A 25,333-nucleotide genomic window follows, 5' to 3' on the forward strand; every position below is an offset into this window, starting at 1 on the left:
TATAGACCCATGCTTTTTTTTATCATGTGCATTTACGCGTCGAGTTCCGCTGATTCTTGTTCACTACGATTGATCACAAACTGCGTAAGTAATGAAACAGGGCGACCGGTAGCCCCTTTGTTAGCACCTGAACGCCACGCTGTACCCGCGATATCCAAATGTGCCCAAGTGTAAGCCTTAGTAAAGCGCGATAAGAAGCAAGCGGCAGTAATTGAACCTGCAGGACGACCACCAATATTAGCCATATCTGCAAATGGACTATCTAACTGCTTTTGGTACTCATCATCCATTGGTAGTTGCCAAGCTTTATCGGCAGATTGGTTGGAAGCACTTAATATCTCATGCACCAAGCCTTTATGAGGGCTCATTAATGCACTGATGTTATGACCTAAGGCCATGATACATGCACCAGTTAAGGTCGCAATATCCACAACACATTCAGGATTAAAGCGTTCAACATAGGTTAATGCATCACACAATACTAAACGGCCTTCGGCATCGGTATTTAATACTTCAACAGTTTGTCCCGACATGGTGGTTAAGATATCACCAGGGCGGTAAGCTTTACTTGATGGCATATTTTCAGCACCAGCAATCACACCAATGACATTAATCGGAAGATCCAACTGTGCGATAGCCTGTAGTGCACCAAATACTGATGCTGCGCCGCCCATATCGTATTTCATTTCATCCATGCCTGCGCCTGGTTTTAATGAAATACCGCCTGAGTCAAAGGTTAACCCTTTACCGACTAAGACAATAGGCTTTTGGTCTGTAGGACCGCCTTGGTAATTAATCACTGACATATAAGCAGGGTTCGCAGAACCTTGTGCTACAGCCAAATAACTATTCATGCCCAACGCTTGCATTTGCTCAGTATCAACAACGTCGGTAGTGATTTTGTCAAAACGTTGATCCAACTCTTGTGCTTGTTGGCTTAAATATAAAGGAGTACAAATATTAGGAGGCATGTTAGCTAAATCTTTACATAGCTTCATACCAGCAGCAACGGCCATTCCATGTTGTAATGCAAGTTCGGCACGCGCTAATTCTTTGCGACTTGGAATATTAAAGGTCAGTTTACGTAATGGACGACGCGCACTGTCTTTAGTCGTTTTGAATTGGTCAAAGCTGTATAAACTATCTTGTGTTGCTTCTACTGCCTGACGAACCGCCCAATAGCTATCGCGGCCTTTGATATGTAACTCTGATAAGAAACAAACCGCTTCTAATGCACCTGTATCATTTAAAGTAGTGATGGTTTTTTCTATAATTTGCTTGTATTGCGTTTCAGTTAGCTCTCGTTCTTTACCGCAGCCAACTAATAAGACGCGCTCACTTAATACATTAGGGACATGGTGTAAAAATAACACTTGTCCTACTTTACCTTCGATGTCACCACGGCGTAATAATGCACTTAAATAACCTTCGCTGATTTCATCTAATACTTCAGCAGCGTGTGATAAACGACGAGGTTCGAAGACACCAACAACAATGCATGCACTGCGTTGTTTTTCTGGGCTACCACTTTTAACTAGAAATTCCATATGTATCCTTAAAACGATTATATTGAGATTAACTGTGCTATTTTCGTAAAAATGCAGTTATCATAAGCCATTGTGGATCTTGAAACGTAATATAAACTTACTAAAATAGCAATTTTACCGAAATTGATTGCTTAATCCACTATTTTACCGTCTTTTGTAGCATCTTATTTTACACTGGAGATCAGCTTGATAATTCTTCGTTATTTAATGTTAGAAACATTTAAAAGCCAAGTTGGCGTCCTCTTTGTTTTAATCTTAATATTCGTCAGTCAAAAATTTATTACTATTCTCGCTCAAGCCATCAATGGCGTGATCCCGGCAGACTTAGTTTTAACTGTTTTATATTTGAATTTACCCACGTTAGGCACTTTGATGTTGCCGATCAGCTTTTATCTCGCGATCCTATTTGCACATGGCCGCTTACACAGCGAAAGTGAAATGGTGGCGCTAACTTCTTGCGGATATAGTCCTAACAAAGTACTCAAAGCAACATTAGCGTTATCATTGTTAACCTTTGTTTTTGCAAGTTTCAATAGTTTATATTTAGCACCCACAGCTGAAGATCAAATGATGACAGTGATCGAAGAAGCTGAGTCTAATGCTGGCACTGCAACCTTAATCGAAGGGCGTTTTCATAAATCGTCTGGCAACGGTGGTGTTGTGTATGTTGAAAAATATGCAGAAGGTAAAAATTTAATTAATGTGTTTGCTGCCCACTGGCCAAAAGAAAACGACATATCGCCATCTGTGATCACTGCCAAAACAGGGCAAGTGGAAGATAAAAAAGATGGCACTTGGTTAACCTTAAAAAATGGTCAGCGTTATGCGGGTATCGTTGGTGATAACGAATTTGAAAATACACAATTCTCAACTTACCAAGTACATATTGTGAATGCGGAAGTTGAAAGTAAAAAACGTGGTGTAGAAGCGTTACCTACTAGTCAACTAATTGGTATGAAAGATGCGCGCTCACAAGCTGAATTACAATGGCGTATTGCTATTCCTGTCTCTATTCTACTAATCACTTTCATGGCAGTACCGATGGCTAAGGTTAATCCTCGCCAAGGACGTTATGCAAAACTATTGCCTGCATTAGCATTATACTTAACCTTCTTCTTATTATTAAGTGCAGCCAAAAGTATGATCGAAGAAGGTACCATTCCTTACTTTGGCATATGGGCCGTACAAATTCTGTTCTTCGCTATTGGGGTTGTGTTGCATTTACAAACAATAGGTAAATTCAATATTAAGCCTAAAAAAACGAAAGCGATTAAGTTAACACAGCAGGCGGATAAATAAATGGGCATTTTAGATAGATACATTGGTCGGACTATTTTTGCAGCGACATTTTTAAGCTTATTTGTATTAATCGGTTTAAGTAGCATCATCAAATTTGTTGAGCAGATGAAAAGCGTCGGCAAAGGTGATTACGATGTCCTTTCTGCAGCTTATTTTGTGTTACTAAAAATGCCAGTAGAAATTGCCCTATTTTTCCCGATGGCAGCATTAATTGGCGCCTTAATTGGTTTAGGCTCTTTAGCTAGTAGTAGTGAGCTGGTGGTTATGCAAGCTGCGGGTATGTCTAAGTTTAGAATCGCATCATCGGTATTAAAAACTGCAATCCCAATGGTTATTGCGGTCATGCTCTTGGGAGAGTTTGTCGCGCCTAAAACCGATAAAGAAGCTTATTTTATGCGCGACCAGTTAAGAAATGGCTCCGAGCGAGTAGAAAATAAATATGGTATCTGGGCGAAAGATGCAGACTCATTTGTCAGTATTGGGCGAATGAATAGCAAAGCTGAGTTATATAACGTGCAACTGTATTTTTTCACTAAAGATTTAACCCTCGACTATGCCATCCTGGCTAACAGAGCGTTTTATCAACAGGGATCTTGGTTATTACAAGGCGTTAGTAAAACTAACTTTTTTGACGATAAAACAACAGTTGAAAAGTTGGTCGCTTATATTTGGGAAACGGATTTAACACCTAAAAAATTAGAGGTTATTATTAGTGAGCCCGATAAAATGTCGATGCAAGATATCTATAGTTATATCAACTATCTAGAAACCAATGAGCAAGATGCAAGCCGCTACTGGCTTACTTTTTGGCGTAAAGCTGTATTACCATTTACCGTCGTGGTGATGATGTTATTGTCAGTCTCGTTTATTTTTGGTGGGTTAAGAACCGTTGCCATGGGGACTCGTTTAATATTTGGCATTGCCAGCGGCTTTGCATTCCATGTTTCTGGCGAGTTATTTGGACCCGCTAGCTTAGTATTTGGCCTGCCACCTATTCTAGGCGCGCTGTTACCTAGTATATTAGTATTAACCATTGCGATGTATTTATTACGAAAACAAAGTTAACCATTAATGTAAGCGCTCTTTTATCGCCTATGCCTATGATCTGTATCTATGAGCTATAAGTGAAAATATTTTTAGAGTTATGATTTTTATTTGAACCTAAGGTTTAATTTATCGATCTAAAATAGGCATCGTTATAGGCTTCGGGTTCAATAGAGGTAATCAAATTAGCTCTTAAGTAGCTATTTTACAAGTGATTTTTTAAGTGTTACTTGTTAATATAATAGTCGGTTAAAAGGTTATACGATTCAGTTTGAGCTCCGTTTTTACTTTGGTGATCTTCTTCAGCATTGCTGGTTAGCTACTTGTTTTTTTGAATAGTATTGCAGATACGAACTTTAAATAAACATGTTGTTTAACTAAAGTTCGTTGTAATCGAGGTGGTTTAGAAAAGCTATTTTGACTCTTCTTTCTCATCCATAAAGGCCATGCCTTTAAAACCTTTCCAATTATTTAATTCTTTACTAAGTGTGACTACTTCACATTCTGCCCATAAGTCTTGGAAAGCATTACGATCTTTTAGCAATGCCATGATATTGCCTAAACCAAAAGCAGAAGTAGATAATCTGATCACAGATTGCGTGAAACTGATATTGCTACCGTCACTATTTTGGACTCGTAAACGCCAAGCTTTCATGCCAATGGTTTGACCAGCCTGACTCCAAAAATAACAATAAAATCCGATAATAACCGCACTCAAATAAGCCAGAAAAATCATGCTATGACCTAAATAATCAGCCGTATCTTGATATAAACTTAAATCAATCAATGCTAATTTATTAGCGACTACTACAGCTAGCAGAGCTATCACCGTCGCTAACATTAATACTGCAGCAAGTGCAAAAAGATCATAAAGGTAAGCACCAAAACGTTTAAAGAACGATGCGCGTTCACAAGCTTGATATTGCTCAGCTAAACTCAACTGCGGTGACTTTTTATGATTACCCTTGGCCATGATGTTCTCCTTAACGATGTGAAAAAAGAGTGTATCAAATGACTCATCGCTTGGCATTTTATTTATTTAACCTGCTTAGTGCTGAAATAACATAATGTAATTTAATATCAGTAAGTTAAAGTATCAGGTTCTTTTTACTACTTTGGAAAAACCTCAATTGAAGCGGTAAATGTAAATGAATGCGGATCTGATTGGAATTAGGGCTTATTTTTAGACATTGATGGAGATTAGAAGAGGCTTTTTGATTCTATCCTAAGGTATTTAGCATTGAATTGATTGGTTTTTGAGCGCTTGCACCTTTTACGAATGAAAATGCTTGTTTGTGGATAATGCACAGGTATAATCCTTTCTCAACTCAGCCCGAGTGGTGAAATTGGTAGACGCGACGGATTCAAAATCCGTTTCCGAGAGGAGTGACGGTTCAAGTCCGTCCTCGGGCACCATTTCTTTTCCTAGTCTAGTCAACTAGTTAAAGATAAGTTACAAGTCAACATAGTTTTGTTTCCTGATATTCAGTTACGTTTTTGGCGTAATTTGGCGTAAAAGGAAATACAATGGCAACTCTTCAAGCTCGTAAGGGCAAAAAAAATACAACTTATCGCGTAGAGTTTATGCGAGAAGGTAAACGTATATCTAAATCATTCAAAATAAAAAAAGATGCTCAAAAATTTGAAGCGTTATTGCTGGTGGATAATGATCTTGCTAATAGTTTAACAAATCATATTTTAACCACTTTAATTTTTTCTGAAGCTGTTACAAAACTCCTAGATCAAGATACCGGAAAAGACCCAAGTAAACAGCAACGTTTAAAGTATTGGACTTCTATATTTGGTGACAAGCCTGTTGGTAAAGTTACACGCCAACAAATTAAAGAAGAGCTAAAGGCTCTATCTAACGAAAAGGCTCCTGCAACATTGAATAGATATAAAGCTGCGATAGGCTCTTTGTATGCCTATTTGTCTGATGAATTTGATATAGATTACAATCCCGTAAAAGGCATTCATATTATATTTGTTTATGGTTCGTGATTGTATTCAGAATCTATCTGATATGGCAATGAATCTAAATCAGAAGCTACAATATTATTAGCTAGAAAAAGGTACATTGAGCGGGACCTTAATACGCAAAAAATACCGGCCTATAGACTAAAGTCAATGATACTTTTGATATCTCCCTCCTTATTTTGCTAAAAGGCTTGGCTGACTTGCTTATCTGCGCTTAATTCGTGGATGTCCATTTTTCTTTTTCTATTTTTTTGAATTCTCTTCTTTGGTAAGTGTCGAAAATTTTAACACTGTATAGGGCTTTCTTTTATCTCCATAATAACTCGCGATTCTGAATGAGAATAAAAGCCTCTTTTTATGTAATTCATTGATTGTATAGGGAAGGGAGGGGGTGAGAACTGCGAGTACTTTTATTATGTAAATTCGAAACTAATCCATCAGCTATTTAAATAAAATGTTAGGTGTCAATAAATGTGTCAGTAAATTTTGCACTTTCAAATGATGATATGAGAAAATTCAAATAAATGGCTATTAAAATAATGGATTACATGCTTGGCATGACTGTTGCTGTTACCTTTATAACTATTACAGATAGAAGGAAATATATTATGAAAAAATTTTTGGTGTTATTTGTTTTCTTGTTTGCAGGAGCAGCTCATGCAGATTTGATTACTTTAAATGGGATTCAAAACCAGACTGTTGATGGCCAAGATTTCAATTTTAATTTTACTGGCCTATCTGCTTCAGATGGAACGGGTGCTAGCTTTGTTCTTCATGCTCAAGGGGATTTTGATGGTGGAACCAATGAGACTCTTGCATGGAATGTTGATAATGTTGTTTCTATATCGGAAGTTGGTGGCTTTGTCAATGCCTCTAATGGTGTAGGTGGACCGTTTGATTTTGTTAACTTATTTCAGGCTTTAGGAAATATAGAATTCCAAAAAACTTACGCTCTTAGTTCCGCTTCATTAGATGCTATTTTAGCTGATGGTGCAGCGAATATCTTTGTTGATTTGGCGGGAAGCGTAGGTCTTTTTGGCGTTCCAAACTATGTGGAAGTGACACTATCATACAATACTGCGGCTGTTCCAGAGCCTGCGTCTATAGCATTACTTGGTCTCGCTCTTGCTGGATTTTGCTTTAGTCGTCGTCAAAAATCTTGATTAACTTTTAGATTGGTTATTAACTATATTTAGTAGCCAATATTCCCTTCCATCTCGCATCTCCCGTAACCACCTCATCTTCAAGCAGATATTAATAAATTATCTTATTCATTTGAGGTAATCCACCATGCAAACCAAACTAAAACTCACCACAGCAAACATCAAACAAATCCCACCCAATGATAAAAAATCCCCATCAACAGAAAAAGAATACTCCGATACAGAAGTTACAGGCTTAAAGCTATTATCAGGTAAGAATGGCTCTAAGCGATTCCTCCTACGCTATCGGTTCCAAGGTAAGAAAGCATCAATTGCAATAGGCGCTTTTCCTGATATCGACCTATCAACAGCTAGAAAAATAGCACGCAAGTATAAAACTCAACTTGCAGAGGGTATCAACCCAAAAGTTGAACGTAATGCCAAAGTATTATTGCCCACAGTATCTGAGTTCTTCAACAATACGTACCTACCTCTGGCTAAAAAACGCAAGCGTACATGGAATGACGATTTATCGCGGTTTAATAACCACTGCGGAAGTATTAAAAATATCCCTTACGATGAATTATCTACTCATCAGGTAATGCAATTGCACCTCAATATGAGCGAGACATTGAACCAATGTAATAAGCGAAAAGTATATTCAGCAGCGACCTGTAACCGCGTATTAGCGCTTATTTAAACCATCGGTAAGCTTGCAAATAAATTGCTCGATATTCCTAACGTATCTGAAAAAGTATCATTACTGCCGGAGAATAATGCACGTACTAGATAATGCGATATTGAAGAAACTAAACGCATTATTGATGCCGCGCTGCAATATGAGAATACTTACACGGGTTCATTCATTGCTTTGCTATTTCTACTTGGTTGCCGTGAATCAGAGCTTAGAGAGCGTAAATGGGATGACTTAGATATTATTAATAAAACACTGAAAATACCGCGTACTAAGAATGGCACCTATCACATATTATATTTATCAGAATTAATGATGGATATAATCAAAAAGCTACCTAGGCTTTCAGATAATCCTTATATCTTTATCGGCCGGTTTAAAAATCGATGTATTGGTAGACCCCATCATGCATTCGATATCATTAAGAAAGTCGCTCACATCGATACACCTGAGTTAGTGCTTTTACATACAGCACTACATTCTGTAGCAAGTAACTTGATCTCGAATGGCGTTGATATTAGTTCCGTACAGAAGTTGCTTAATCATCGAAGCATTGAAAGTACGTTGCGTTATGCCAAGTTATCGGAAGGGAAACAGCGTGAAACCTCCGCACGTATTTCAAATATGATAACCGCAGAGTCATTAAGCTCTGTATCATCATTACCGAAATAATGAAGTTAATAAGTAGATATTAATAGAAGGTAATCCATTAACCATACCCTCAATAATAAAGCCCTTATGCAGGAGTTTTTAGTTGGGGCTTTGTTATTTCTATGACTTTATTAATATTTCCCTCAACATTTCTTTCAGTTTTTATAATCCCTATTACTACTTTTCTAATCTACATTACTGACCGGTATTTTTTATGAGGCTAGCACTCAGTAATAAAATCAGTTTAATAACGCCTACTATTCTTCATTAAATATTTCTCTAGAGAATTGACTTTTGTTCGTGTTTTCAATTTAGCATTCACAATCTATCAGATAAATAATCGTTCTGTGATGTGGAGTATTGGGCTTTCAGCCATTCAAGGCATTAATAATAATTAATGAAGATGTTAATAATAACTAAAATTTTTTAAATTAGAGGCTTGGGTTTTATAAGAGGTTCAAGATATTTTTCGAAGTCAAGAGTTAGGTGTGATGTTTGAAGGCTATTGTAAAAGCCTGCTCAGCAGGGATGCGTATCATTGAAAGCTGGTATTACAATAAAAAATTCAGCGTCAAGAGAGTAAGTCAGATAATAATCGAGCAATTGCTCGATTAAATCCAAGTTGTTATTTGTAATAAAACAACGGCTGCGGCAGCTGTAAACATTAGAAATATTCCAGCAATTTCTCGAGCAGTATTAATAATTTTTTGTTTCATGTTAATTCTCCAATAAATGTGATTTACATCATCATTATATTGGTTGAGAATGAAAAAACAACAATAAATGTGATTTGAATCACATTTTTATGGTGGAGTGATTTGTTTATTAAATAGATAAAATGGTACTTCAATATTGAATCTGCTTGAACCTAAGTCCGATGGGTAAGTTTTTAATAAAAAATAATCATTTATAAAGAATAATTTATAAATGGGTTACCAAGAGCAATAGGTCCAAAATTTTATTTATAACTGCATTGAGATTGAAAGTAGCGTTAATGCTAAATGTTATTAATAGAATAAAAACTTTTTAAATTTAAGGTTAATTTAAATATGTGACTTAACTCCGTATTCAATAATCATCTATTTCGTATTATGCCATTGTTAGCAAAATGTATTGTTAATTTATCATTCATTTTGATATAAAAACAATACAAAACAATAGGCTATACCTTGAGTCACGCTATGATTCATACCCCGATTAGTCCATTGATGCTGACACAAAAGAAAATGAGTTTGGATGAGTTGAGTACAGGAGCGTTAGTTATGTCGGCTAAAAAGCACAAACGTAAAACAGTAAAACATCAGCAATACCTTGGTTCAGCGACTAGAAAACATAATGTTTCTCTTTTAGGTCGTTATCCAAGGTTATTTTTAACTGTTGGAGTGGGGTTAGTTGTTATTGGCATTTTATTATTAACGGTTGGTTATATTAGCCATGCTAGAGTTGGATTATCTATGCTGTCTTTATTCTTTGGTGCTGGTTTAATTATCTTTGCTAATTTTTCTTTACCCAAAAAATTAAAAGTATGATTTTTTAATGAAGCGACTTGGATCTTCAATCAATCTGATAACTGTCTGAGGGCTTGGCTCATACTCTGTGAAAGTATATCCATGTACAGGAGTGTTGGACATTAAGGTGTTGAATTCACTTTCGCCAGTCTAATATGCATTCTTAATCATTATGTTCGTTGCCTGAGAACCGTTATTCTATACACACTGCCAATCAATAGTAATTTTAAATTGAAACGACAGTGGGTATAGGTTATTAAACATTATTAGTAAGTTAAGCTGTGGCTGCTATTGATCTAAAGTGGTTAAAGTTGCAGCTTCCCAATTGGTTAATAATTTCATTATCTGTTCTGAGTCTTGTGGTGTTGCAGCTGGCCATTGCAGATTTTTATGGCCTTTCTCTAAAGCTTCACGAATTAATCTGACTTGATATAAAAAACCGTTCCCGTCTGCTTCGACGCTGATAACTTCACTTTCTTGTTCATATTTTGTTATTGCAAAGCTATTACCTTTAGCATCAGGCAACCATGGGTTAGAGTTTAATACTAAGCTGCCTTCACTACCAAGTACGGTAAATGCAGCATGTAACCCATAATTTTCAGCGGTGTGTAATTGGCAAGTAATGCCATTTGAATATTGAATGGTTGCAGCTGATTCACAAACGTTGCCATCACTGCCTCGCTTTCCGAAAGCGTTTATCTGATAGTTATCGCTAACTTCACTAGTAAATTGTTGTTTGATTAATAAATGCATTAAAGATGCAGGGTAACAGCCTAAATTATAAAGAGCACCTTTACTATTAGGATTAACAAATTGTTCAATAGCAGCGCAGTATTGAGCACTAATCGATTTTATTTCTCCGATTGCTCCCTCTTTAATAGTTTCTGCAATCGCACGAGTAAAAGGGTGTGTCAGGTACATCAGGCCTTCAACAAAAAACGTATTATTTTCACTCACTGCAGCCAGCGCAGCGTGTGTTTTTTCCATATCAATTGATAATGACTTTTCACACAATACCGCTTTGCCTGCATTTGCCGCTTTTATAACGTATTCATGATGTAGGTGATTAGGTAGGGCGATATAAATAATATCAACTTGTGGATCATTAATCAGCGCATCAAAATCGGTGAATGTATTTTTAATATCATATTTATTTGCAAATTCATTCAATGTTGCAACGGAGCGACCTGCAACGGAATAAAGGCGAGTATGACCTTCTTTAATGATGGCATCAGCCATTTCTGCAGAAATAAAGCTAGTGCCTAACATTCCCCAGTTGAGTGTTTTTTTCATGGTTATTTCTCCGTTGTTAATAATTTGCTTTCAAAAGCTTGCACTAACTCAGTTAATCCTGATTGAATAAATTCTTGAGTATGCTTGGCATTAAAATGTTGCTCAAAAGCTTGTTGGTGGTCATAGCGTTCCCAAAAAATATAACGACGAGGATCTTCTTTATCTTGTAATGCAACTGCCATTGAGCACCCTGGCTCGCTATTCATACCTTCACAAAAAGTATGAATCGCCGTGATGGCAGTATTGAGATCGCTTTCGTCTTTAATGCGCAACTCCGCTGTAATGAACAAACCTTGCTTAAACATAAGGTACTCCTAATCAATGAGGGAAATAATACAATTAATAATAATTGACTATTTCAGGTTGATAAACGACCATTCGGTTTGTTGTTTGCTAACTATAGGTTGTTAATGTGGATAGATTAAAGAGTATGCAAGTATTTGTTTATGTTGCCCAACACGGTAGTTTTGCAGCAGCAGCGGTTAATTTTTCTGTAACGGCGACGATGATCGGTAAACATATTAAGTATTTGGAGCAACATTTAGGTACTAAACTGCTTAATCGAACAACTCGTAGGCAATCTCTTACCGAGGCCGGACAAATTTATTATTTAGAATGTACTCGTATTTTGGATGATATTGCGGAAGCTGAAAATAGTTTGCAACGATTAGAGAATAAACCCAAAGGCACGGTGCGAATTAATTCACCAGTTACTTTTGGCAATATCATCTTAGCACCTATCCTTGCGGATTTTTTGCAGGTATATCCTGATATTAATATTGAGCTGATGTTAGACAATCGTTTAATTGATCCATTACACGAGCAAGTAGATGTAGTTATTCGTATCGGTGAACTTGTTAATTCCTCACTTATTGCACGAAAAATAGCAGATTATCAATTGCTCTACTGTGCTTCTCCTAAGTATCTTGCTAAACATCAGGTACCTCAATGTTTAGGTGATCTCATTAATCATCAATGTTTAGGTTTTAGTTATGATCATATTCAAGCAAATGTTGCCTTAAGAATAGATACACAGGCTTTTGATCGACAACATACTCGTTTGACTTCGAACAGCGGACTAGCACTAAAAGTAGCTGCCTTAAAAGGAACTGGGATTCTGTTACAGCCAATGTTGCTATTACAGGACGAGTTAGCCAGCGGTGAGTTAATTGAGATTTTAAAAGATCATATACCGCCGACAATGGCTGTTAATGTTTTATATAAGAGTAAATCCCCCTCATTAAAGATACGCACAATGATTGAATTTATTTTAGCATCGATGAAAAAAACATAAGCGTAATAATCTTACCACCCTCAATGCTGGGTATCTCCGGCTTATTTAAAGCAATATTCGTCGTCTTAATACAATGCCATTGCTAGTTATAGACTTACCTTGGCAATAAATACAGACTTTGAAAAAACAATGTATAAAGGGCATACGGCCTTGCTAAGGTATTGTAATGATCTATAATGCGACTGAAATATAATCAAAAATGAGTATAAGGTCATTTCTTATCAATACGTAAAAGTAATTAAAGGATTGGTTTTAAAAAGGAGAATAAATGAAACATATTTTTACTAAGTTAACAGCTGCTGGTGCTTTACTTTCTGCAAGCTGCCTTATTAATGTTGCTAACGCAGGCGTTATTTTTTCTGAAGATTTCAGCGGTGGTAGTTCGTCACTGATTAATTCTACTAATGTTACTTGGTCAGACACAAGTGGTAATGGTTTTGAAGTGTATCAATCACAAAGTGCTTCTCCTCGTGGGATGAGTGGCACCTATGATCATGATAATGATGCAACAACAGCAGAAATTAATATCCCTGGTGCTATTGAAGTTAATGATGACCAAGGTAATGTGACTTTAACTGCTACATTTACTTTAGATTCAGCGATAACAGCAGATCAAGAAGGTTTGTTGACGTTTTTTGGCGGCGCTCGTAAAAGTTCAGATGGTGCAAGTGTAGAAGTGTTTAACGTAACACAAAACACAACTTTATCAGGTGTACTTGAGTCTGTATTAACAACCGAAGAATGGACATTTAACAGCTTTGCGTTCAATACAACGGCTGCAGCGGCTGGTGATGAACTACAAGTTCGTTGGATTGGTGGTGGTACTAGTTCTGCAAATGGACAAGAAGTAGCTTTAGTTAACTTCTCTGTTGTAGATGTTCCTGCACCCGCAACTTCAGCAATTCTAGCGCTTGGATTATTAGGTTTTGGCGTACGTCGCTTTAAAAAATAATTTAAACCGTTAAAGTTTATATATTTAGAGAAACACTATAGCTTGCCTATGGTGTTTTTTTTGCTCTACTTTTTATCCTACATAATCCTCTACTTTTAGTCTGTCTATGCATTGCTAAAGTCATAGTGTAAAAAGTGAGCTGAGTCATTTGAATCTAATCGACTTAATATCTCCTTCTTATTAGGTTAACCTTTCCCCTTATTGTATTAACGACCCTGTTAAAACGAGACCATTCGATTAAGTCTAAGGTATATATTACTTCGTTTAGGTTAAGTAAAAGCAACTTATATTTGATCATAATTTAAGCATTATTGAGTAAGTGAATCGAGTGTCAGCAGTTTGTGTATGAAATATATGAATTTGCTATTAATCATTAATTGCTTTAGACGTCTAGATGGCTTAGTATGCACTGGTAATTACGATGTAGATCACAGTCTCTATTGATCCAACAAAACGTAACACCCGATTAATTTCAGGAAATCTGATGATAGAAATAAAAAATGTAAACAAGGTATTTTATCAAGGCAACAAGGCGATTAACGCACTGTCTGATATTAATCTCACCATAGAACAAGGTACTATTTTTGGTGTAATAGGCTCATCTGGCGCAGGTAAAAGTACTCTAATACGCTGTGTGAACTTGTTAGAGCGTCCAACTTCAGGGCAAGTTATTGTTGATGGCGTCGATTTAACGACTTTATCTGAGCAAGAGTTGACACAAACTCGTCGTAAAATAGGTATGATTTTCCAGCACTTTAACTTGCTTTCATCTCGTACTGTTTTTAATAATGTTGCGTTGCCACTTGAGCTGGCTGGTGTAGCAAAAAGTACAATTAAAAGTAAAGTTGAAGATTTATTAGAGCTTGTTGGCTTGGCAGATAAACGTGATGTTTACCCCGCGAACTTAAGTGGTGGCCAAAAACAGCGTGTTGCAATTGCCAGAGCGTTGGCTTCTGATCCGAAAGTATTGCTATGTGATGAAGCAACTAGTGCCTTAGATCCTGCTACAACGATTTCTATTTTAGAGTTATTACGCAAAATTAATGAAGAATTAAACCTAACTATTTTGCTGATCACCCACGAAATGGCCGTAGTAAAAGGTATTTGCCAAGAAGTGGCAATTATTGGTGATGGTAAATTAGTTGAAAACGGTACTGTAGGTGACATCTTTGCACACCCAAAAACAGACCTTGCACGTGACTTTATTCGTTCAACATTAGACTTATCAATACCTGCTGATTACGAAGCGCGCTTACAGGCTACACGCACTGAAAATAGCTACCCATTGATTCGTTTAGAATTTACAGGTGCTTCCGTCGATGCTCCAGTAATAAGCCATGTTGCACGAGAGTTTGATATTGATATTAGTATCTTAAGCTCAAATATGGATTACGTTGGTGGGGTTAAGTTTGGTCTTATGTTAGCGGAATTCATTGGCCCTGAAGCTTGTGCGAATAAAGCAATCGAATATTTAAAAGAACAAAAAATTGAACTAGAGGTGTTAGGTTATGTCATTTAATGCAGTGATAACATGGTGGACAGAAAACACCCGTTTAATTGAGTTATTAGTGGACTCTTTATGGGAAACCATAGTGATGGTATTTACCTCTGGTTTCATTGGTTTTGCTGTGGGTATTCCGCTAGGTGTGCTATTACACTTAAGTAAAAAGAACGGTTTGTTAGAAAATACCACCATGAATAAAATTTTAGGCATAGTGGTTAATATTGGCCGTTCTATTCCATTTATTATTCTATTGGTTGCGCTTATTCCGGTAACTCGTTTTATAGTTGGTTCATCGATTGGTACTGCTGCAGCGATTGTGCCATTGACTATCGGTGCCATTCCTTTTATTGCTCGTCTGGTTGAAGGTGCGCTATTAGAAGTGCCATCAGGTCTAGTTGAGGCTGCTCAAGCGATGGGCGCAAAACCGATGCAAATCATTAAAAAGGTATTATTGCCAGAAGCATTACCCGGCATCATAAATGCCGTCACTATCACGCTAGTAACCTTAGTGGGTTACTCGGCAATGGCTGGTACCGTTGGTGGTGGTGGTCTTGGTGATGTAGGTATTCGTTATGGCTATCAACGTTTTGATGCGACGGTAATGATGATCACCATTGTTATCTTAGTTATCTTGGTACAAATGATTCAATCACTGGGCGATCATCTTGTTAAGCGTGTTGATCATCGTTAAATTTTTATTCTTAACTATTAACTCTAAAAAGTAAGTTACATTCAAAGGAAAATATATGAATTTTAATATCAAAAAAGTATTAGCCGTTTTAGGTTTTGCATCAATCTTTGCATTAGCAGGTTGTGGAGAAAAAGAAGTCGTCGCAGTTGATAATGATAAAATTACTATCGGTGTTATTGCTGGTGCAGAAGCACAGGTAGCCGAGGTTGCCGCTAAAGTAGCTAAAGAAAAGTTTGGTCTAGAAGTTAAGTTAGTCACTTTCTCTGACTACATTACGCCAAATGCAGCACTAGAAGAAGGTTCAATTGATGTGAATGCATTCCAACACAAGCCTTACTTGGATCAACAAATCACTGACCGTGGTTACAAGTTTGCTGTTGCAGGAAATACATTAGTTTATCCAATCGCTGGTTACTCAAACAAAATCAAATCATTAGACGAATTAAAAGATGGTGACCAAATTGCAGTGCCAAGTGATCCAACTAACCTAGGTCGCTCTTTAATCTTATTAGAGAAGCAAGGTTTGTTAACACTTAAAGAAGGTGTTGGCCTGAAAGCAACAGTATTGGATATTGTTAGTAGTGAAAAAAATCTACAAATAATTGAGTTAGAAGCTGCGCAATTACCACGCTCATTGGATGATGTTAGCCTTGCTATCATCAACACAACTTACGCTAGCTCGATCGACCTTTCTCCTGAGCATGATGGTCTTTTTGTTGAAGATAAAGACTCTCCATACGTAAACTTGATTGTTGCACGTGCTGATAATGTTCAATCAGAGAATGTACAAAATTTTGTTAAAGCATATCAAACAGATGTTGTATTTGATGCGGCAACTGAAATCTTTAAAGGTGGCGCTGTTAAAGGTTGGTAATCACTTTTTATAGCCTATTCGTAAATTGATTAAAAAGGTATTAAGCCCAGCTTAATACCTTTTTTTATATCCGCTATTCACATTTTTCCTATATCCTGCTTGTATCTTCTCCATTTAAAATAAAAACCGAAAGTGTGAATATAGGATACATTTAAGTATTATATTTGATTACTTTTGTTGATCTTGAATTCAAGTAATAAGAACAAAACTCAATTGATTAAATTCGTTTTAGCACATTTAATATATGCTGTTCGATATGTCATACGAAGAAAGACCGAAGGAATTAATAAGATGAAAAAAAGCGTTGTGTTTCTCTGCTTTATCGCCGCTTCAGCAGTTTCATTCACGGTGCAGGCTGACTGGAAAGAATCTGTCGCCAATGGCTGGGACTCTGTGAAAAATACTAGTACAACGCTTTATGCAGATGTAATGGGAGGTGATGATGACAATAATGGTAGCAATAATGGTAACAATGACTTATTGAGTCTTCCTGCCGCTAAGCAAAAAGCCATCACATCATGGGATAAAGTTGAAGATAGGTTTGTTGATATTATTGAAGTTAAAGAAGAGAAGTCTTCGGCGCCGGAAAGTGCTTTCTTTAAAAAGAACAAAGCAGCTTATCAAGAAGATATTGATCAGTTATTACATGATGTTTATGGCATATTAAATGACGATATAGTGTTGGATGCGAATAACAATATTGCTGATATTGATGCCTCTATTTTAGCGCTTCAAGAAAAAGCTTCTGAGCAAAAATCAAAAGCTATTATCTTAATTGGAACAGAGAAAAAAGACGCATTACAAAAACAGCAACAATATGAAGATGAGATACAAGAGTACCAACAAAATAGAGAGAAAATGATTGAAACGGTACAATCTCGTCTTGAAAAATTTGGGACTGAGCTTTCATTGCAGCAGGTTGAGGCACTATTAGTACGTGTCAATGCAGATGATATTTTAGCAATGACCACCATTTTCCCTGTAGTGGCTGAAATGGCGAGCTCTTTTGCTAAGATAACTGCAAACTCAGGTGAAGATCTGAATCATGCTAAAAAATATTACAGCATGTATGTGGTGTTATTAGAGTTACAACTTTATATTCAGGAACGTTATATTGCCGATTTAAAATACAAGTATATTCCACGTATCGATGAGCTACAAAACAAGCAAAATAGCCTGATAAAAACCACTAAAAAACAGCTAAATAATGCCTCTTCAACGCACAAGAAAATGTATGCTTTAAATTTAAAAAGCCAGAATACAACGTTACAGGCAATCAAATTATATAAGCGCAGTATGCAAGGTGATGTCAATAATATGTCTCGAGCACATAGCTTGTTGATGGAGGATTATACGCTAGCGGTTAATACTTTAAATACTGTCACTATGTCATCTCAAGTTAGCAATTTCATTAACGACAGCAGTCAGTTATTCGATAAAATAATGGCGATGCAAGCACCTGAGTTAGTGCCATTTAATAATATTCAAATGCAAAAAGAGTTTTCTGCTTTAACAGATAAAATTAAATAACCGTAATGGTGTTGAGTCGTTGGTTTTTATTTCCTATTAGGAGGCTTTATGAAAGTTAGATTAATGGAAAAAACAGATTTAGAAAATGCCGCTGAGATCCATAGATTAACCTTTGTAAGGCAACAAAATTCATTGCAATGGATACAGTGTAATTTCAATGCGTTTCCTCGACTCTTAAATTTTGTGGCAGAAAAAGAGGGTAAAATCCTCGGGTATATTATTTGGATTCAAAAAAGTGGTTTTCGCCCGCAAGCCGTTATTGAACTTGAGCAATTAGCTGTTTCACCTAACTTTCAAAATCAAGGGGTTGGTCGTCAATTAATTACTGAGTCACTTGCTTTAGTAAATAACCATCTTTCATTAAATGGCTCAACCTTAAAGCATATTTTAGTGACAACGCGTGCCGATAATTTTGCACAGCAGCTGTATAAAAGTATCTTAGGAGCAGAAATTGAAACTACGATTACAAACTTATATTCCGATGATGAAGTATTAATGATTGCTAGAAACGTGAATACCAAGAAGTAGTGCATTATTATTTAATCGCTATCAAATTTCAGATTTGATAGCGACACGGTAGGCATCAACATCAACTTTGATCAAGTTGACTCGTTGGTGCATGCATTTGATACATTCTCAATAACAGGTGTCATTGATTTACAAGGCCCACACCATGGAACACTAAAAACAGCAATGAATACTCATGTTCTGATAATCGCTGCTCAAGATCATCGCTAGCTGTTAGTTATTTCATGGTTAATCTTCATGGTTAAAGTCTCGCTTAAGATGTTAGTAATTGCTCTTATTATGCGAATCTAGGAGAGAATATTATTCGTTTATTTTTTCTATTTGCTCTTCTGTTAAGCCTTTAATACCAGTCCAATTCACTTGAGCTGTTTCAAGGAATCCTGGTACATCTTTTAACCATTGTTTTTGAACGTCTTTGTTAAGGTTTAAATATAATTTATCGCCTTTGATATGCCATGCCGTTGGGTCAGTATCAAACTTCTGATTCATGGCAACACCCATCGCACAAAAGCCACCATATTGTGGAGCATACTTAGCAGGTGTGGCTTTAAATAGGTCTCGATTATCGGCACTTGAGAAATGATAGATAGCGCCATTGTAAGCCGCTGTATATTTATCTGAGCCTTTAGTGGGAGAGCCATCAGTAAAGTACGAGACAGTGTCATACCCCTTTATAGCAAGGTCATTATTGTTTGCATTCACTTCAATGTTTGCTGCAAAACTTAGGCTGCTTACTAATAACGCAGAGCTTACTAGTGTTGATTTGATTAGTGATGAAAGTGTCATTTTATTTCTCCATTTTATAATAACAAGCTGGTGTTAAGTCAGGATTCAATCTGGCTTGGCAAATAATATAAGGCTTTTAATCTAATCAAAGGGATGACATAGTCCATGTTTTGCCCCCAATCGTCCAAAATGGTCGCGGAGAGAATCAACATGGATCAGCTTTCAATCATATTGAAACGATTTTCGATGAATACAGAAGTCTTTTTTACTGGAAATTTGTGTGGTATTAGTCATTTCGATAAACAATTAAATCAAGGCCATTTACATCTTCTACAATCCGGGGAGTTAACCCTTATTGATGAACAAGGAAAGTCACTGCGCTTTAATAAGCCAACTGTGCTCTTTATTCCTTCTCCGCATACTCATCGCATAGTTGGTGATCCCGATAACCCTCCAAAATTGGTGTGTGCCAATGTTATTTATAATGAAGCAACATCTAATCCGATAGCCGAAGCCTTGCCTACATTGCTGCATTTTAATCTCGATGACTGCCCAAAAATAAAACAGACTTCATTAGGGTTATTTGAAGAGGCGTTTGAAAACAGATGTGGGCGATTACCGATGATCAATGCCCTGACAGATATTTTTATTATCTATATTCTTAGGCATGTATTGAGCAATAATATAATGGATCATGGCTTGTTAGCTGGATTGTCTCATCCACACTTATCTAAAGTGATCCTCGCAATTCAAGAAGCGCCAGAACGACAATGGGGGTTAGATGAGATGGCGGAAATGGCATTAATGTCCCGCTCTAAGTTTTCTGAGTTATTTAAACGTATTGTTGGCCAGAGTCCTGGAGACTATGTAATTGATTGGCGAATTATTGTTGCTAAAACATTATTAAAGCAAAATAAGTCTGTTGCCTTAGTCGCTAATGCGGTGGGTTATGAGGATGGTTCTGCACTTGCACGTGTGTTTAGGAAAAAGCAGGGGATGTCTCCCAAACAATGGCTTGAGCAAAGGAAATGATTGTTAGGATGAAAAGTAGAGTTGTGGAAACTAAATAGAGTGTGAAAAATAGTGGAGTGTAGGAAATAGTAGAATGTAAAAAAAATAGAGTAACCTCAGGCTACTCTATTTTTTAATAACAATTACTTAATAAAAACTACTTAAATAACAGTTGCTTAATAGCAATCGTTTTATAGAAACGACGTTATAAAAGCTATTTTAGTAAATTAGGCTTTACGACGACGCGCAGCAACTAAGCTAAGTAAGCCTAAACCCAATAATGCCATTGCACCTGGAGCTGGAACTGAAGCAATTTTTGCTACTTCAGTTGCTTGTGTGCCACTTCTTAACACACCGTAAGTGAGTAGAGTCGCTGCACCATAGTTTTCCCAGAACAACAAATCAAAGGATACTAAACCAGTATCTGCGAAACTAATCAATCCACTGTCTCTTTTACCTGTATTTGCATTGTAGCTATAGACTGCATTACCCGCTAGACTAACTGTCATGCCATCATCGTGGAAAAACTGCAGCGCAGAATATAAAGAAGTATCAAGAAAACCTGTTGCTGTTAATACAAAAGTTTCGTTATGACCATTATCAAATCCAGGTGCGCCATGTGCTGCAGCATCGCTGTAAAAAATATTCTCACTTTCAAATGAATAAGTTGGAGCGGTTGAGCTATTAATAACTGTTTCAGATTGTGCAATATTATTTAAACTCGAATTTGTCTCATAGATGTTAATAAGGGCTGCATTTGCGTTTAAAGCCATTAGTGAAGCAACGGCTGCTATGATGATTTTTTTCATGATACTGATTCCTTTCATTGTTAGGTTACTTTTATAATACTCATTAGTGATTAATCAATATTGAGTATATTTTATATTATTAAGCAGTAATCATGCCAATATAAAAATGTTTTTTAATTCAGTCTCTTACTGATTTTCTGTATGTTCTATATTTTAATGTGTAAATTTTTTCGTCACACATGTTTGTTTTTATACCGTGGCCTCTGTTTCATTTATCACGGATATTTCCGATGATAAGAAATTTTACGATACAAAGGTGTTGATCAAAAAACACAGGTGAAGTGTCTGGTGATGCCAACACTCGTATTATTAAGCATAAAACATAGGCTTTATATTGACTGTTTGACCTGTATCAAGTTATTGTTCGCGCTCCTCTGGATATAGTCTTAAAAACTATGCATTTATGTTTTATACCGCGTAGATGTTTGGGAACTTGGTTAAATGCCAAGGCTGCCCCCGCAACGGTAGAGCAATGTTAATTTATTGTTGCTGAGCCCGGATACCAAACCTTTGGATGCTACTTGTTGTTGAAGCAAGTACCGTGGTGTTGCGGAGGGCTTCACCGGCTGGTTTGTTTTTGTTAAGAAGATAGCTGAGGTTATTTGTTCTTATTAAAGGTGTGCCATCTCCTCCACAACTTCGCCTGTTCATTAATCAGACGGAGATTTTTCTGTGTTAACTCTTAAAAAACTAAAACAATTTTCTAGCCCATTCTTAATTGCCTTAAGCTGTATGACTTCATTGTCAGCCAATGCGCACTTCCAAATGCTTTATACGCCTGAGTTGTTACATGCAAAAGGTGGCGAAGTTAGCTTTAAAATGCCCTTCACTCATCCCGCTGCAAGTGGTCACGTTATGGCGGTCGACAAACCTGAAGCATTTTATATGATTAAAAAAGGTAAAAAAACTGACCTGATCGATACGGTAAAGGATATTGAATGGCAGAGCGCGGTTGATAAAGGTCATGCTTATCAAGCCGACGTTAAGTTACGTGGTTTAGGTGATTATGTTTTTATTGCACAACCATCGCCGTATTTTGAAGCGGAAGAAGATACTTATATCCAGCAGATCACTAAAACTATTGTTAATGTGGGTAACCTACCAACCGATTGGAATAAAGATTTGGGACTAACCGCTGAGATTGTACCGCTGACAAAACCCTATGCGATTTATGAAGGTGGTATTTTTAGTGCCGTTGTAAAGTCTAAAGGACAACCAGTACCATTTGCGGCTGTGGAAGTTGAATTTATTAATTATGTGCCGAATATGCAAAATAATCACTTTGCAAAAGAGCCTATCATGACTCCCCCTTCAGATATTTTTGTAACACAAACTATCTATGCTGATGCCAATGGAACTTTCCACTTTTCATTATTAAAAGCAGGGCAGTGGGGATTTGCCGCATTAGGCATAGGAGAAGATAAAATGTATAAAGGCAAAACTCTTTCTCAAGATGCAGTTATATGGGCACAGGCGACTAAGCTTCCTTAGTTCAAGCATTACCGTTACCCTTTCTTGATATTTGAATATTCAAATAGTTTAAGCTTGGAGCGGGTAGCGGTTATTTAAAACGGATAAATTATGCATATTGTCGATGGTGCTCTTTCAGTACCGGTATTAGTAAGTGGTGCAGTGTTAGCGGTTGTAGGTGTTTTTATTGGCCTTAAAAAAATGGACTATGACCATTTACCATTGGTAGGTGTATTGGCTTCTGTATTTTTTATTGCTTCTTATATTCATCTACCCCTCGGCTTTTCTAGTGTGCATTTAATTATGAATGGTTTGTTGGGTATTATTCTCGGTTGGGTTGCCTTCCCTGCATTATTGGTAGCCTTGTTATTACAGGTTATTTTCTTTGGCTTTGGTGGTTTATTGGTATTAGGTGTTAATACCGTCAATATTGCTTTACCTGCGGTAATTATTTATTACCTTTGTTATAAAGGCATACGTCATGAAAGTGCTAAAGTCGCGGCTATTTGGGGCGCGATTGGCGGGGCAGGGGCGATTATTATTACCTCGGTGATGGTTGCTTTCTCTTTAGCATTATCGGGGGAATCATTTGTATTAGCGGCAAAAGCGGTATTACCCGCACATATTCCTATTATGATAGTGGAGGGATTTGTTTCCTATGCCGCGGTATATTTAATTCACACGGTAAAACCAGAGTTTATTACTAAGGAAAAAAGTTAATGAAAGCCCTTTATTCATTATTTATTTTGGTGTGCTTTTTATTGTCCTTTACAAGCCCAGCTTTAGCGCACAATGTAGTCGGTGGGGTTTACGTTAATGGCTTTGATATTGAAGGTGAAGCTGGATTTTCAAATGGTGCCATGGCAAATGCTGGCACAGTAGTTAAAGTCTCTGATGTTTCCGGTATACCATTGGGTGAAGTAGTCACCGATGATCAAGGCTATTTTGTATTTACGGCTAAAAAACGTATTACCCATGTCTTTGAGATTAATATGGGCGCAGGGCATACTTTGAAAATGCAATTACCCGCAGAAGAGTTACCTGATAGTTTAGATTCATCAACCACGTTAAGTGCTAATTCTGTGTCATCTGCGAATCAGACAACTAAAAAAGTGGATCCGCAAATTGTCACTAACAATCAAATAACCGCATTGATGTTAGAGAAAGCGATTGCCAAACAGATAAAACCGCTGCGTAAAGAGATACAAGCTTTAAAAGAAAAATCAGGTATTCGCGATATTATTGGTGGAATTGGTTATATCTTTGGTTTGCTCGGGGTAGTCGCTCTTTTACGTGAACGTAGATTAAAGGCTAAAAAATAATGTCACAGGGGCTAGAGCATAGTTTGACGTCATGGTCAGGACAAGCACTAAAACATCAAGCATCCTGGATCGATGCTATTGACGCCAGAGTGCGTGTGGTTTGCTCTGGGTTATTTGCGCTAGTTGTGGTGCTTAGTAGTCAATTTGCTCCTACGTTGTTAGGGTTAATCGCTGCATTTGTATTAGTAAAATCAAGCAAACTTAATATAAAGCGCACATTAAGACGTGTGATTGCGATGGATTTATTTATGCTTACACTGATCTGTATTTTGCCTTTTACCACGCCTGGTGATGTGATGTTTAGCGTATTTGGTTTAGCTGCTAGTTGGCAAGGTTTATCGCATGCGTTATTAATCACTATTAAAGCGAATGCGGTGTTATTGGTTTTGTTCTCGTTAGTCGCGACCATGAGCGCTTCAACATTAGGGCATGCCTTAGCCCACTTGAAAGTACCTGATAAATTAGTTCATCTTATGTTATTTATGGTGCGTTATTTAGATGTGATCAGCCAAGAATACAAAAAAATGCGCCGTGCAATGCAAGCACGTGCTTTTGTATTGCGTACCAATCGACATACTTGGAAAAGTATTGGTTATCTATTTGGCATGTTACTGATCCGTTCTGTGGAGCGTGCCGAACGTATATCCGATGCAATGAAGTGCCGCGGATTTTGCGGTCGTTATTACCTTAACGATGATATGAAAATGGGCCGTATAGATATTATTTTTGGCGTGTGTGTTATGTGTTTCTTAATACTGTTAATAGGGCTCAATATTGATGACTTATTCAAATAATCCACTGATTAAAATAGAAAATCTCAGTTATGCTTACCCAAGACGTGGGGCGGTATTAAAAAGTATTAACTTTACCTTACACAGTAATGAACGTGTTGTAATCAATGGTGATAACGGCGCCGGAAAAACTACATTATTACATTTAATCGTCGGTCTAAAAAAAGCCAAACAAGGTGACATTATTGGTTTTGGTGAACCTTGTAAAACAGAAAAGCAGTTCAATCAACTACGCGCTAGAGCAGGCTTACTCTTTCAAGACCCCGATGATCAATTGTTCTGTCCAACGGTATTGGAAGATGTCATGTTTGGGCCTCTGAATTTAGGTTTTACTAAGCAACAAGCGATCGATAAATCATTACAGACGTTGAAAAAGTTAGGTATGCAAGGTTTTGAATCTCGTATTACTCATCAACTTTCTGGAGGCGAGAAGCGAATGATCACCTTAGCCAGCGTATTGGTGATGGAGCCGCAGGTGTTGATTTTAGATGAGCCAACTAATGCTTTAGATGAAAAAGCAAAAATGCGTCTTTTAAATGTGTTGCAAGGGTTACCACAAGCGATGATTATTATTTCCCATGATAGAGCCTTTTCAGATCAATTAGCGACCAGACAATTACATTTACAAGATGGATTGTTAACCGAACCATCAAAATCAACGGTCGCTGTGGCTTAG

27 protein-coding genes, 1 tRNA gene and 1 riboswitch are annotated in these 25,333 nt (G+C 37.0%); of the genes, 21 read left to right on the forward strand and 7 right to left on the reverse strand.

Annotated elements, in window-relative coordinates; all coding sequences use genetic code 11:
* Positions 1 to 32: 32 nt before the first annotated feature.
* The gene (gene pepA, locus GQR44_RS16035; protein WP_166372713.1) at positions 33 to 1,547 is read right to left on the reverse strand and encodes a leucyl aminopeptidase; all 1,515 of its coding nucleotides are present in this window, start codon (positions 1,545 to 1,547) and stop codon (positions 33 to 35) included.
* 186 nt (positions 1,548 to 1,733) lie between these two features.
* Here pepA and lptF point away from each other — a divergent pair, with 186 nt between their 5' ends.
* Entirely contained in the window at positions 1,734 to 2,846 is a 1,113-nt protein-coding gene (gene lptF / locus GQR44_RS16040) for an LPS export ABC transporter permease LptF (RefSeq protein ID WP_166372714.1), read from the forward strand.
* On the forward strand, positions 2,847 to 3,911 hold the full coding sequence (gene lptG / locus GQR44_RS16045) for an LPS export ABC transporter permease LptG (protein ID WP_166372715.1): 1,065 nt from the start codon (positions 2,847 to 2,849) through the stop codon (positions 3,909 to 3,911).
* Between the two features lie 391 nt (positions 3,912 to 4,302).
* Here the strand turns inward: lptG and GQR44_RS16050 are convergent, their stop codons facing one another.
* Positions 4,303 to 4,863, reverse strand: a complete 561-nt coding sequence (locus GQR44_RS16050) for an RDD family protein (protein ID WP_166372716.1) — start codon at positions 4,861 to 4,863, stop codon at positions 4,303 to 4,305.
* A gap of 358 nt (positions 4,864 to 5,221) precedes the next feature.
* Here GQR44_RS16050 and GQR44_RS16055 point away from each other — a divergent pair.
* The 4 genes from GQR44_RS16055 to GQR44_RS16070 all read left to right on the forward strand — a co-directional run bounded on the left by GQR44_RS16055 (position 5,222) and on the right by GQR44_RS16070 (position 7,709).
* A tRNA-Leu gene (locus GQR44_RS16055) sits at positions 5,222 to 5,306 on the forward strand.
* A gap of 111 nt (positions 5,307 to 5,417) precedes the next feature.
* Positions 5,418 to 5,891, forward strand: a complete 474-nt coding sequence (locus GQR44_RS16060; RefSeq protein ID WP_205963102.1) for a hypothetical protein — start codon at positions 5,418 to 5,420, stop codon at positions 5,889 to 5,891.
* A 500-nt stretch (positions 5,892 to 6,391) separates the two neighbouring features.
* Positions 6,392 to 7,030, forward strand: a complete 639-nt coding sequence (locus tag GQR44_RS16065; RefSeq protein WP_240923688.1) for a PEP-CTERM sorting domain-containing protein — start codon at positions 6,392 to 6,394, stop codon at positions 7,028 to 7,030.
* A gap of 127 nt (positions 7,031 to 7,157) precedes the next feature.
* Positions 7,158 to 7,709, forward strand: coding sequence for an Arm DNA-binding domain-containing protein (locus GQR44_RS16070; protein WP_166372717.1), 552 nt, complete (start codon positions 7,158 to 7,160; stop codon positions 7,707 to 7,709).
* Here GQR44_RS16070 and GQR44_RS19995 read toward each other — a convergent pair.
* Positions 7,706 to 7,828 carry a hypothetical protein gene (locus GQR44_RS19995; RefSeq protein WP_277344395.1) on the reverse strand — a complete coding sequence of 41 codons (123 nt, stop codon included), beginning with the start codon at positions 7,826 to 7,828 and terminating at the stop codon, positions 7,706 to 7,708. The two genes, GQR44_RS16070 and GQR44_RS19995, sit on opposite strands and share 4 nt — an antisense overlap.
* Positions 7,829 to 7,841: 13 nt before the next feature.
* Here GQR44_RS19995 and GQR44_RS16075 point away from each other — a divergent pair, with 13 nt between their 5' ends.
* Positions 7,842 to 8,375, forward strand: a complete 534-nt coding sequence (locus GQR44_RS16075; protein ID WP_205963105.1) for a tyrosine-type recombinase/integrase — start codon at positions 7,842 to 7,844, stop codon at positions 8,373 to 8,375.
* A 1,160-nt stretch (positions 8,376 to 9,535) separates the two neighbouring features.
* The gene (locus tag GQR44_RS16080; protein ID WP_166372718.1) at positions 9,536 to 9,883 is read left to right on the forward strand and encodes a hypothetical protein; all 348 of its coding nucleotides are present in this window, start codon (positions 9,536 to 9,538) and stop codon (positions 9,881 to 9,883) included.
* Between the two features lie 267 nt (positions 9,884 to 10,150).
* Here the strand turns inward: GQR44_RS16080 and GQR44_RS16085 are convergent, their stop codons facing one another.
* Both GQR44_RS16085 and GQR44_RS16090 read right to left on the reverse strand, forming a co-directional pair.
* Complete coding sequence (locus GQR44_RS16085) at positions 10,151 to 11,155, reverse strand: Gfo/Idh/MocA family oxidoreductase (RefSeq protein WP_166372719.1); 1,005 nt, start codon at positions 11,153 to 11,155, stop codon at positions 10,151 to 10,153.
* A 2-nt stretch (positions 11,156 to 11,157) separates the two neighbouring features.
* The gene (locus GQR44_RS16090; RefSeq protein WP_166372720.1) at positions 11,158 to 11,460 is read right to left on the reverse strand and encodes an antibiotic biosynthesis monooxygenase; all 303 of its coding nucleotides are present in this window, start codon (positions 11,458 to 11,460) and stop codon (positions 11,158 to 11,160) included.
* Between the two features lie 107 nt (positions 11,461 to 11,567).
* Here GQR44_RS16090 and GQR44_RS16095 point away from each other — a divergent pair, with 107 nt between their 5' ends.
* From GQR44_RS16095 to GQR44_RS16125, 7 genes are all read left to right on the forward strand, one after another.
* Entirely contained in the window at positions 11,568 to 12,449 is an 882-nt protein-coding gene (locus GQR44_RS16095) for a LysR family transcriptional regulator (protein WP_166372721.1), read from the forward strand.
* A gap of 268 nt (positions 12,450 to 12,717) precedes the next feature.
* Positions 12,718 to 13,401 carry a PEP-CTERM sorting domain-containing protein gene (locus GQR44_RS16100; protein ID WP_166372722.1) on the forward strand — a complete coding sequence of 228 codons (684 nt, stop codon included), beginning with the start codon at positions 12,718 to 12,720 and terminating at the stop codon, positions 13,399 to 13,401.
* Positions 13,402 to 13,885: 484 nt separating this feature from the next.
* The gene (gene metN, locus GQR44_RS16105) at positions 13,886 to 14,920 is read left to right on the forward strand and encodes a methionine ABC transporter ATP-binding protein MetN (RefSeq protein WP_166372723.1); all 1,035 of its coding nucleotides are present in this window, start codon (positions 13,886 to 13,888) and stop codon (positions 14,918 to 14,920) included.
* The gene (locus GQR44_RS16110) at positions 14,910 to 15,596 is read left to right on the forward strand and encodes a methionine ABC transporter permease (RefSeq protein ID WP_166372724.1); all 687 of its coding nucleotides are present in this window, start codon (positions 14,910 to 14,912) and stop codon (positions 15,594 to 15,596) included. The genes metN and GQR44_RS16110 overlap by 11 nt, the downstream gene beginning before the upstream one ends.
* 55 nt (positions 15,597 to 15,651) lie before the next feature.
* Positions 15,652 to 16,470: a MetQ/NlpA family lipoprotein gene (locus tag GQR44_RS16115; protein WP_166372725.1), complete on the forward strand. Its 819-nt coding sequence runs from the start codon at positions 15,652 to 15,654 to the stop codon at positions 16,468 to 16,470.
* A gap of 291 nt (positions 16,471 to 16,761) precedes the next feature.
* The gene (locus GQR44_RS16120; protein ID WP_166372726.1) at positions 16,762 to 18,000 is read left to right on the forward strand and encodes a hypothetical protein; all 1,239 of its coding nucleotides are present in this window, start codon (positions 16,762 to 16,764) and stop codon (positions 17,998 to 18,000) included.
* Positions 18,001 to 18,048: 48 nt separating this feature from the next.
* Positions 18,049 to 18,528, forward strand: a complete 480-nt coding sequence (locus GQR44_RS16125) for a GNAT family N-acetyltransferase (protein ID WP_205963103.1) — start codon at positions 18,049 to 18,051, stop codon at positions 18,526 to 18,528.
* A 300-nt stretch (positions 18,529 to 18,828) separates the two neighbouring features.
* Here GQR44_RS16125 and GQR44_RS16135 read toward each other — a convergent pair whose 3' ends face one another.
* A complete protein-coding gene (locus GQR44_RS16135; protein ID WP_166372727.1) occupies positions 18,829 to 19,314 on the reverse strand; it encodes a YHS domain-containing (seleno)protein in 486 nt (161 codons plus the stop codon).
* A 150-nt stretch (positions 19,315 to 19,464) separates the two neighbouring features.
* On the opposite strand from GQR44_RS16135, the gene GQR44_RS16140 reads away from it, so the two are divergent.
* Positions 19,465 to 20,286: an AraC family transcriptional regulator gene (locus GQR44_RS16140; RefSeq protein WP_166372728.1), complete on the forward strand. Its 822-nt coding sequence runs from the start codon at positions 19,465 to 19,467 to the stop codon at positions 20,284 to 20,286.
* A gap of 206 nt (positions 20,287 to 20,492) precedes the next feature.
* Here GQR44_RS16140 and GQR44_RS16145 read toward each other — a convergent pair whose 3' ends face one another.
* On the reverse strand, positions 20,493 to 21,074 hold the full coding sequence (locus GQR44_RS16145) for a PEP-CTERM sorting domain-containing protein (protein WP_166372729.1): 582 nt from the start codon (positions 21,072 to 21,074) through the stop codon (positions 20,493 to 20,495).
* A gap of 387 nt (positions 21,075 to 21,461) precedes the next feature.
* Positions 21,462 to 21,600: riboswitch (cobalamin riboswitch) on the forward strand.
* Between the two features lie 146 nt (positions 21,601 to 21,746).
* Here GQR44_RS16145 and GQR44_RS16150 point away from each other — a divergent pair.
* The 5 genes from GQR44_RS16150 to GQR44_RS16170 all read left to right on the forward strand — a co-directional run bounded on the left by GQR44_RS16150 (position 21,747) and on the right by GQR44_RS16170 (position 25,333).
* Positions 21,747 to 22,565 (forward strand): DUF4198 domain-containing protein, encoded by an 819-nt coding sequence (locus tag GQR44_RS16150; protein ID WP_205963104.1) that lies wholly within the window; start codon positions 21,747 to 21,749, stop codon positions 22,563 to 22,565.
* A 90-nt stretch (positions 22,566 to 22,655) separates the two neighbouring features.
* A complete protein-coding gene (gene cbiM / locus GQR44_RS16155; RefSeq protein WP_028870308.1) occupies positions 22,656 to 23,264 on the forward strand; it encodes a cobalt transporter CbiM in 609 nt (202 codons plus the stop codon).
* Entirely contained in the window at positions 23,264 to 23,866 is a 603-nt protein-coding gene (locus tag GQR44_RS16160) for a cobalt ABC transporter permease (protein ID WP_166372730.1), read from the forward strand. The genes cbiM and GQR44_RS16160 overlap by 1 nt, the downstream gene beginning before the upstream one ends.
* Positions 23,866 to 24,660, forward strand: coding sequence for a cobalt ECF transporter T component CbiQ (cbiQ, locus tag GQR44_RS16165; RefSeq protein WP_166372731.1), 795 nt, complete (start codon positions 23,866 to 23,868; stop codon positions 24,658 to 24,660). The genes GQR44_RS16160 and cbiQ overlap by 1 nt, the downstream gene beginning before the upstream one ends.
* Entirely contained in the window at positions 24,644 to 25,333 is a 690-nt protein-coding gene (locus GQR44_RS16170; RefSeq protein WP_166372732.1) for an ABC transporter ATP-binding protein, read from the forward strand. The genes cbiQ and GQR44_RS16170 overlap by 17 nt, the downstream gene beginning before the upstream one ends.

Source organism: Psychromonas sp. SA13A, from assembly GCF_011378715.1.
Classification (GTDB): Bacteria; Pseudomonadota; Gammaproteobacteria; order Enterobacterales; family Psychromonadaceae; genus Psychromonas.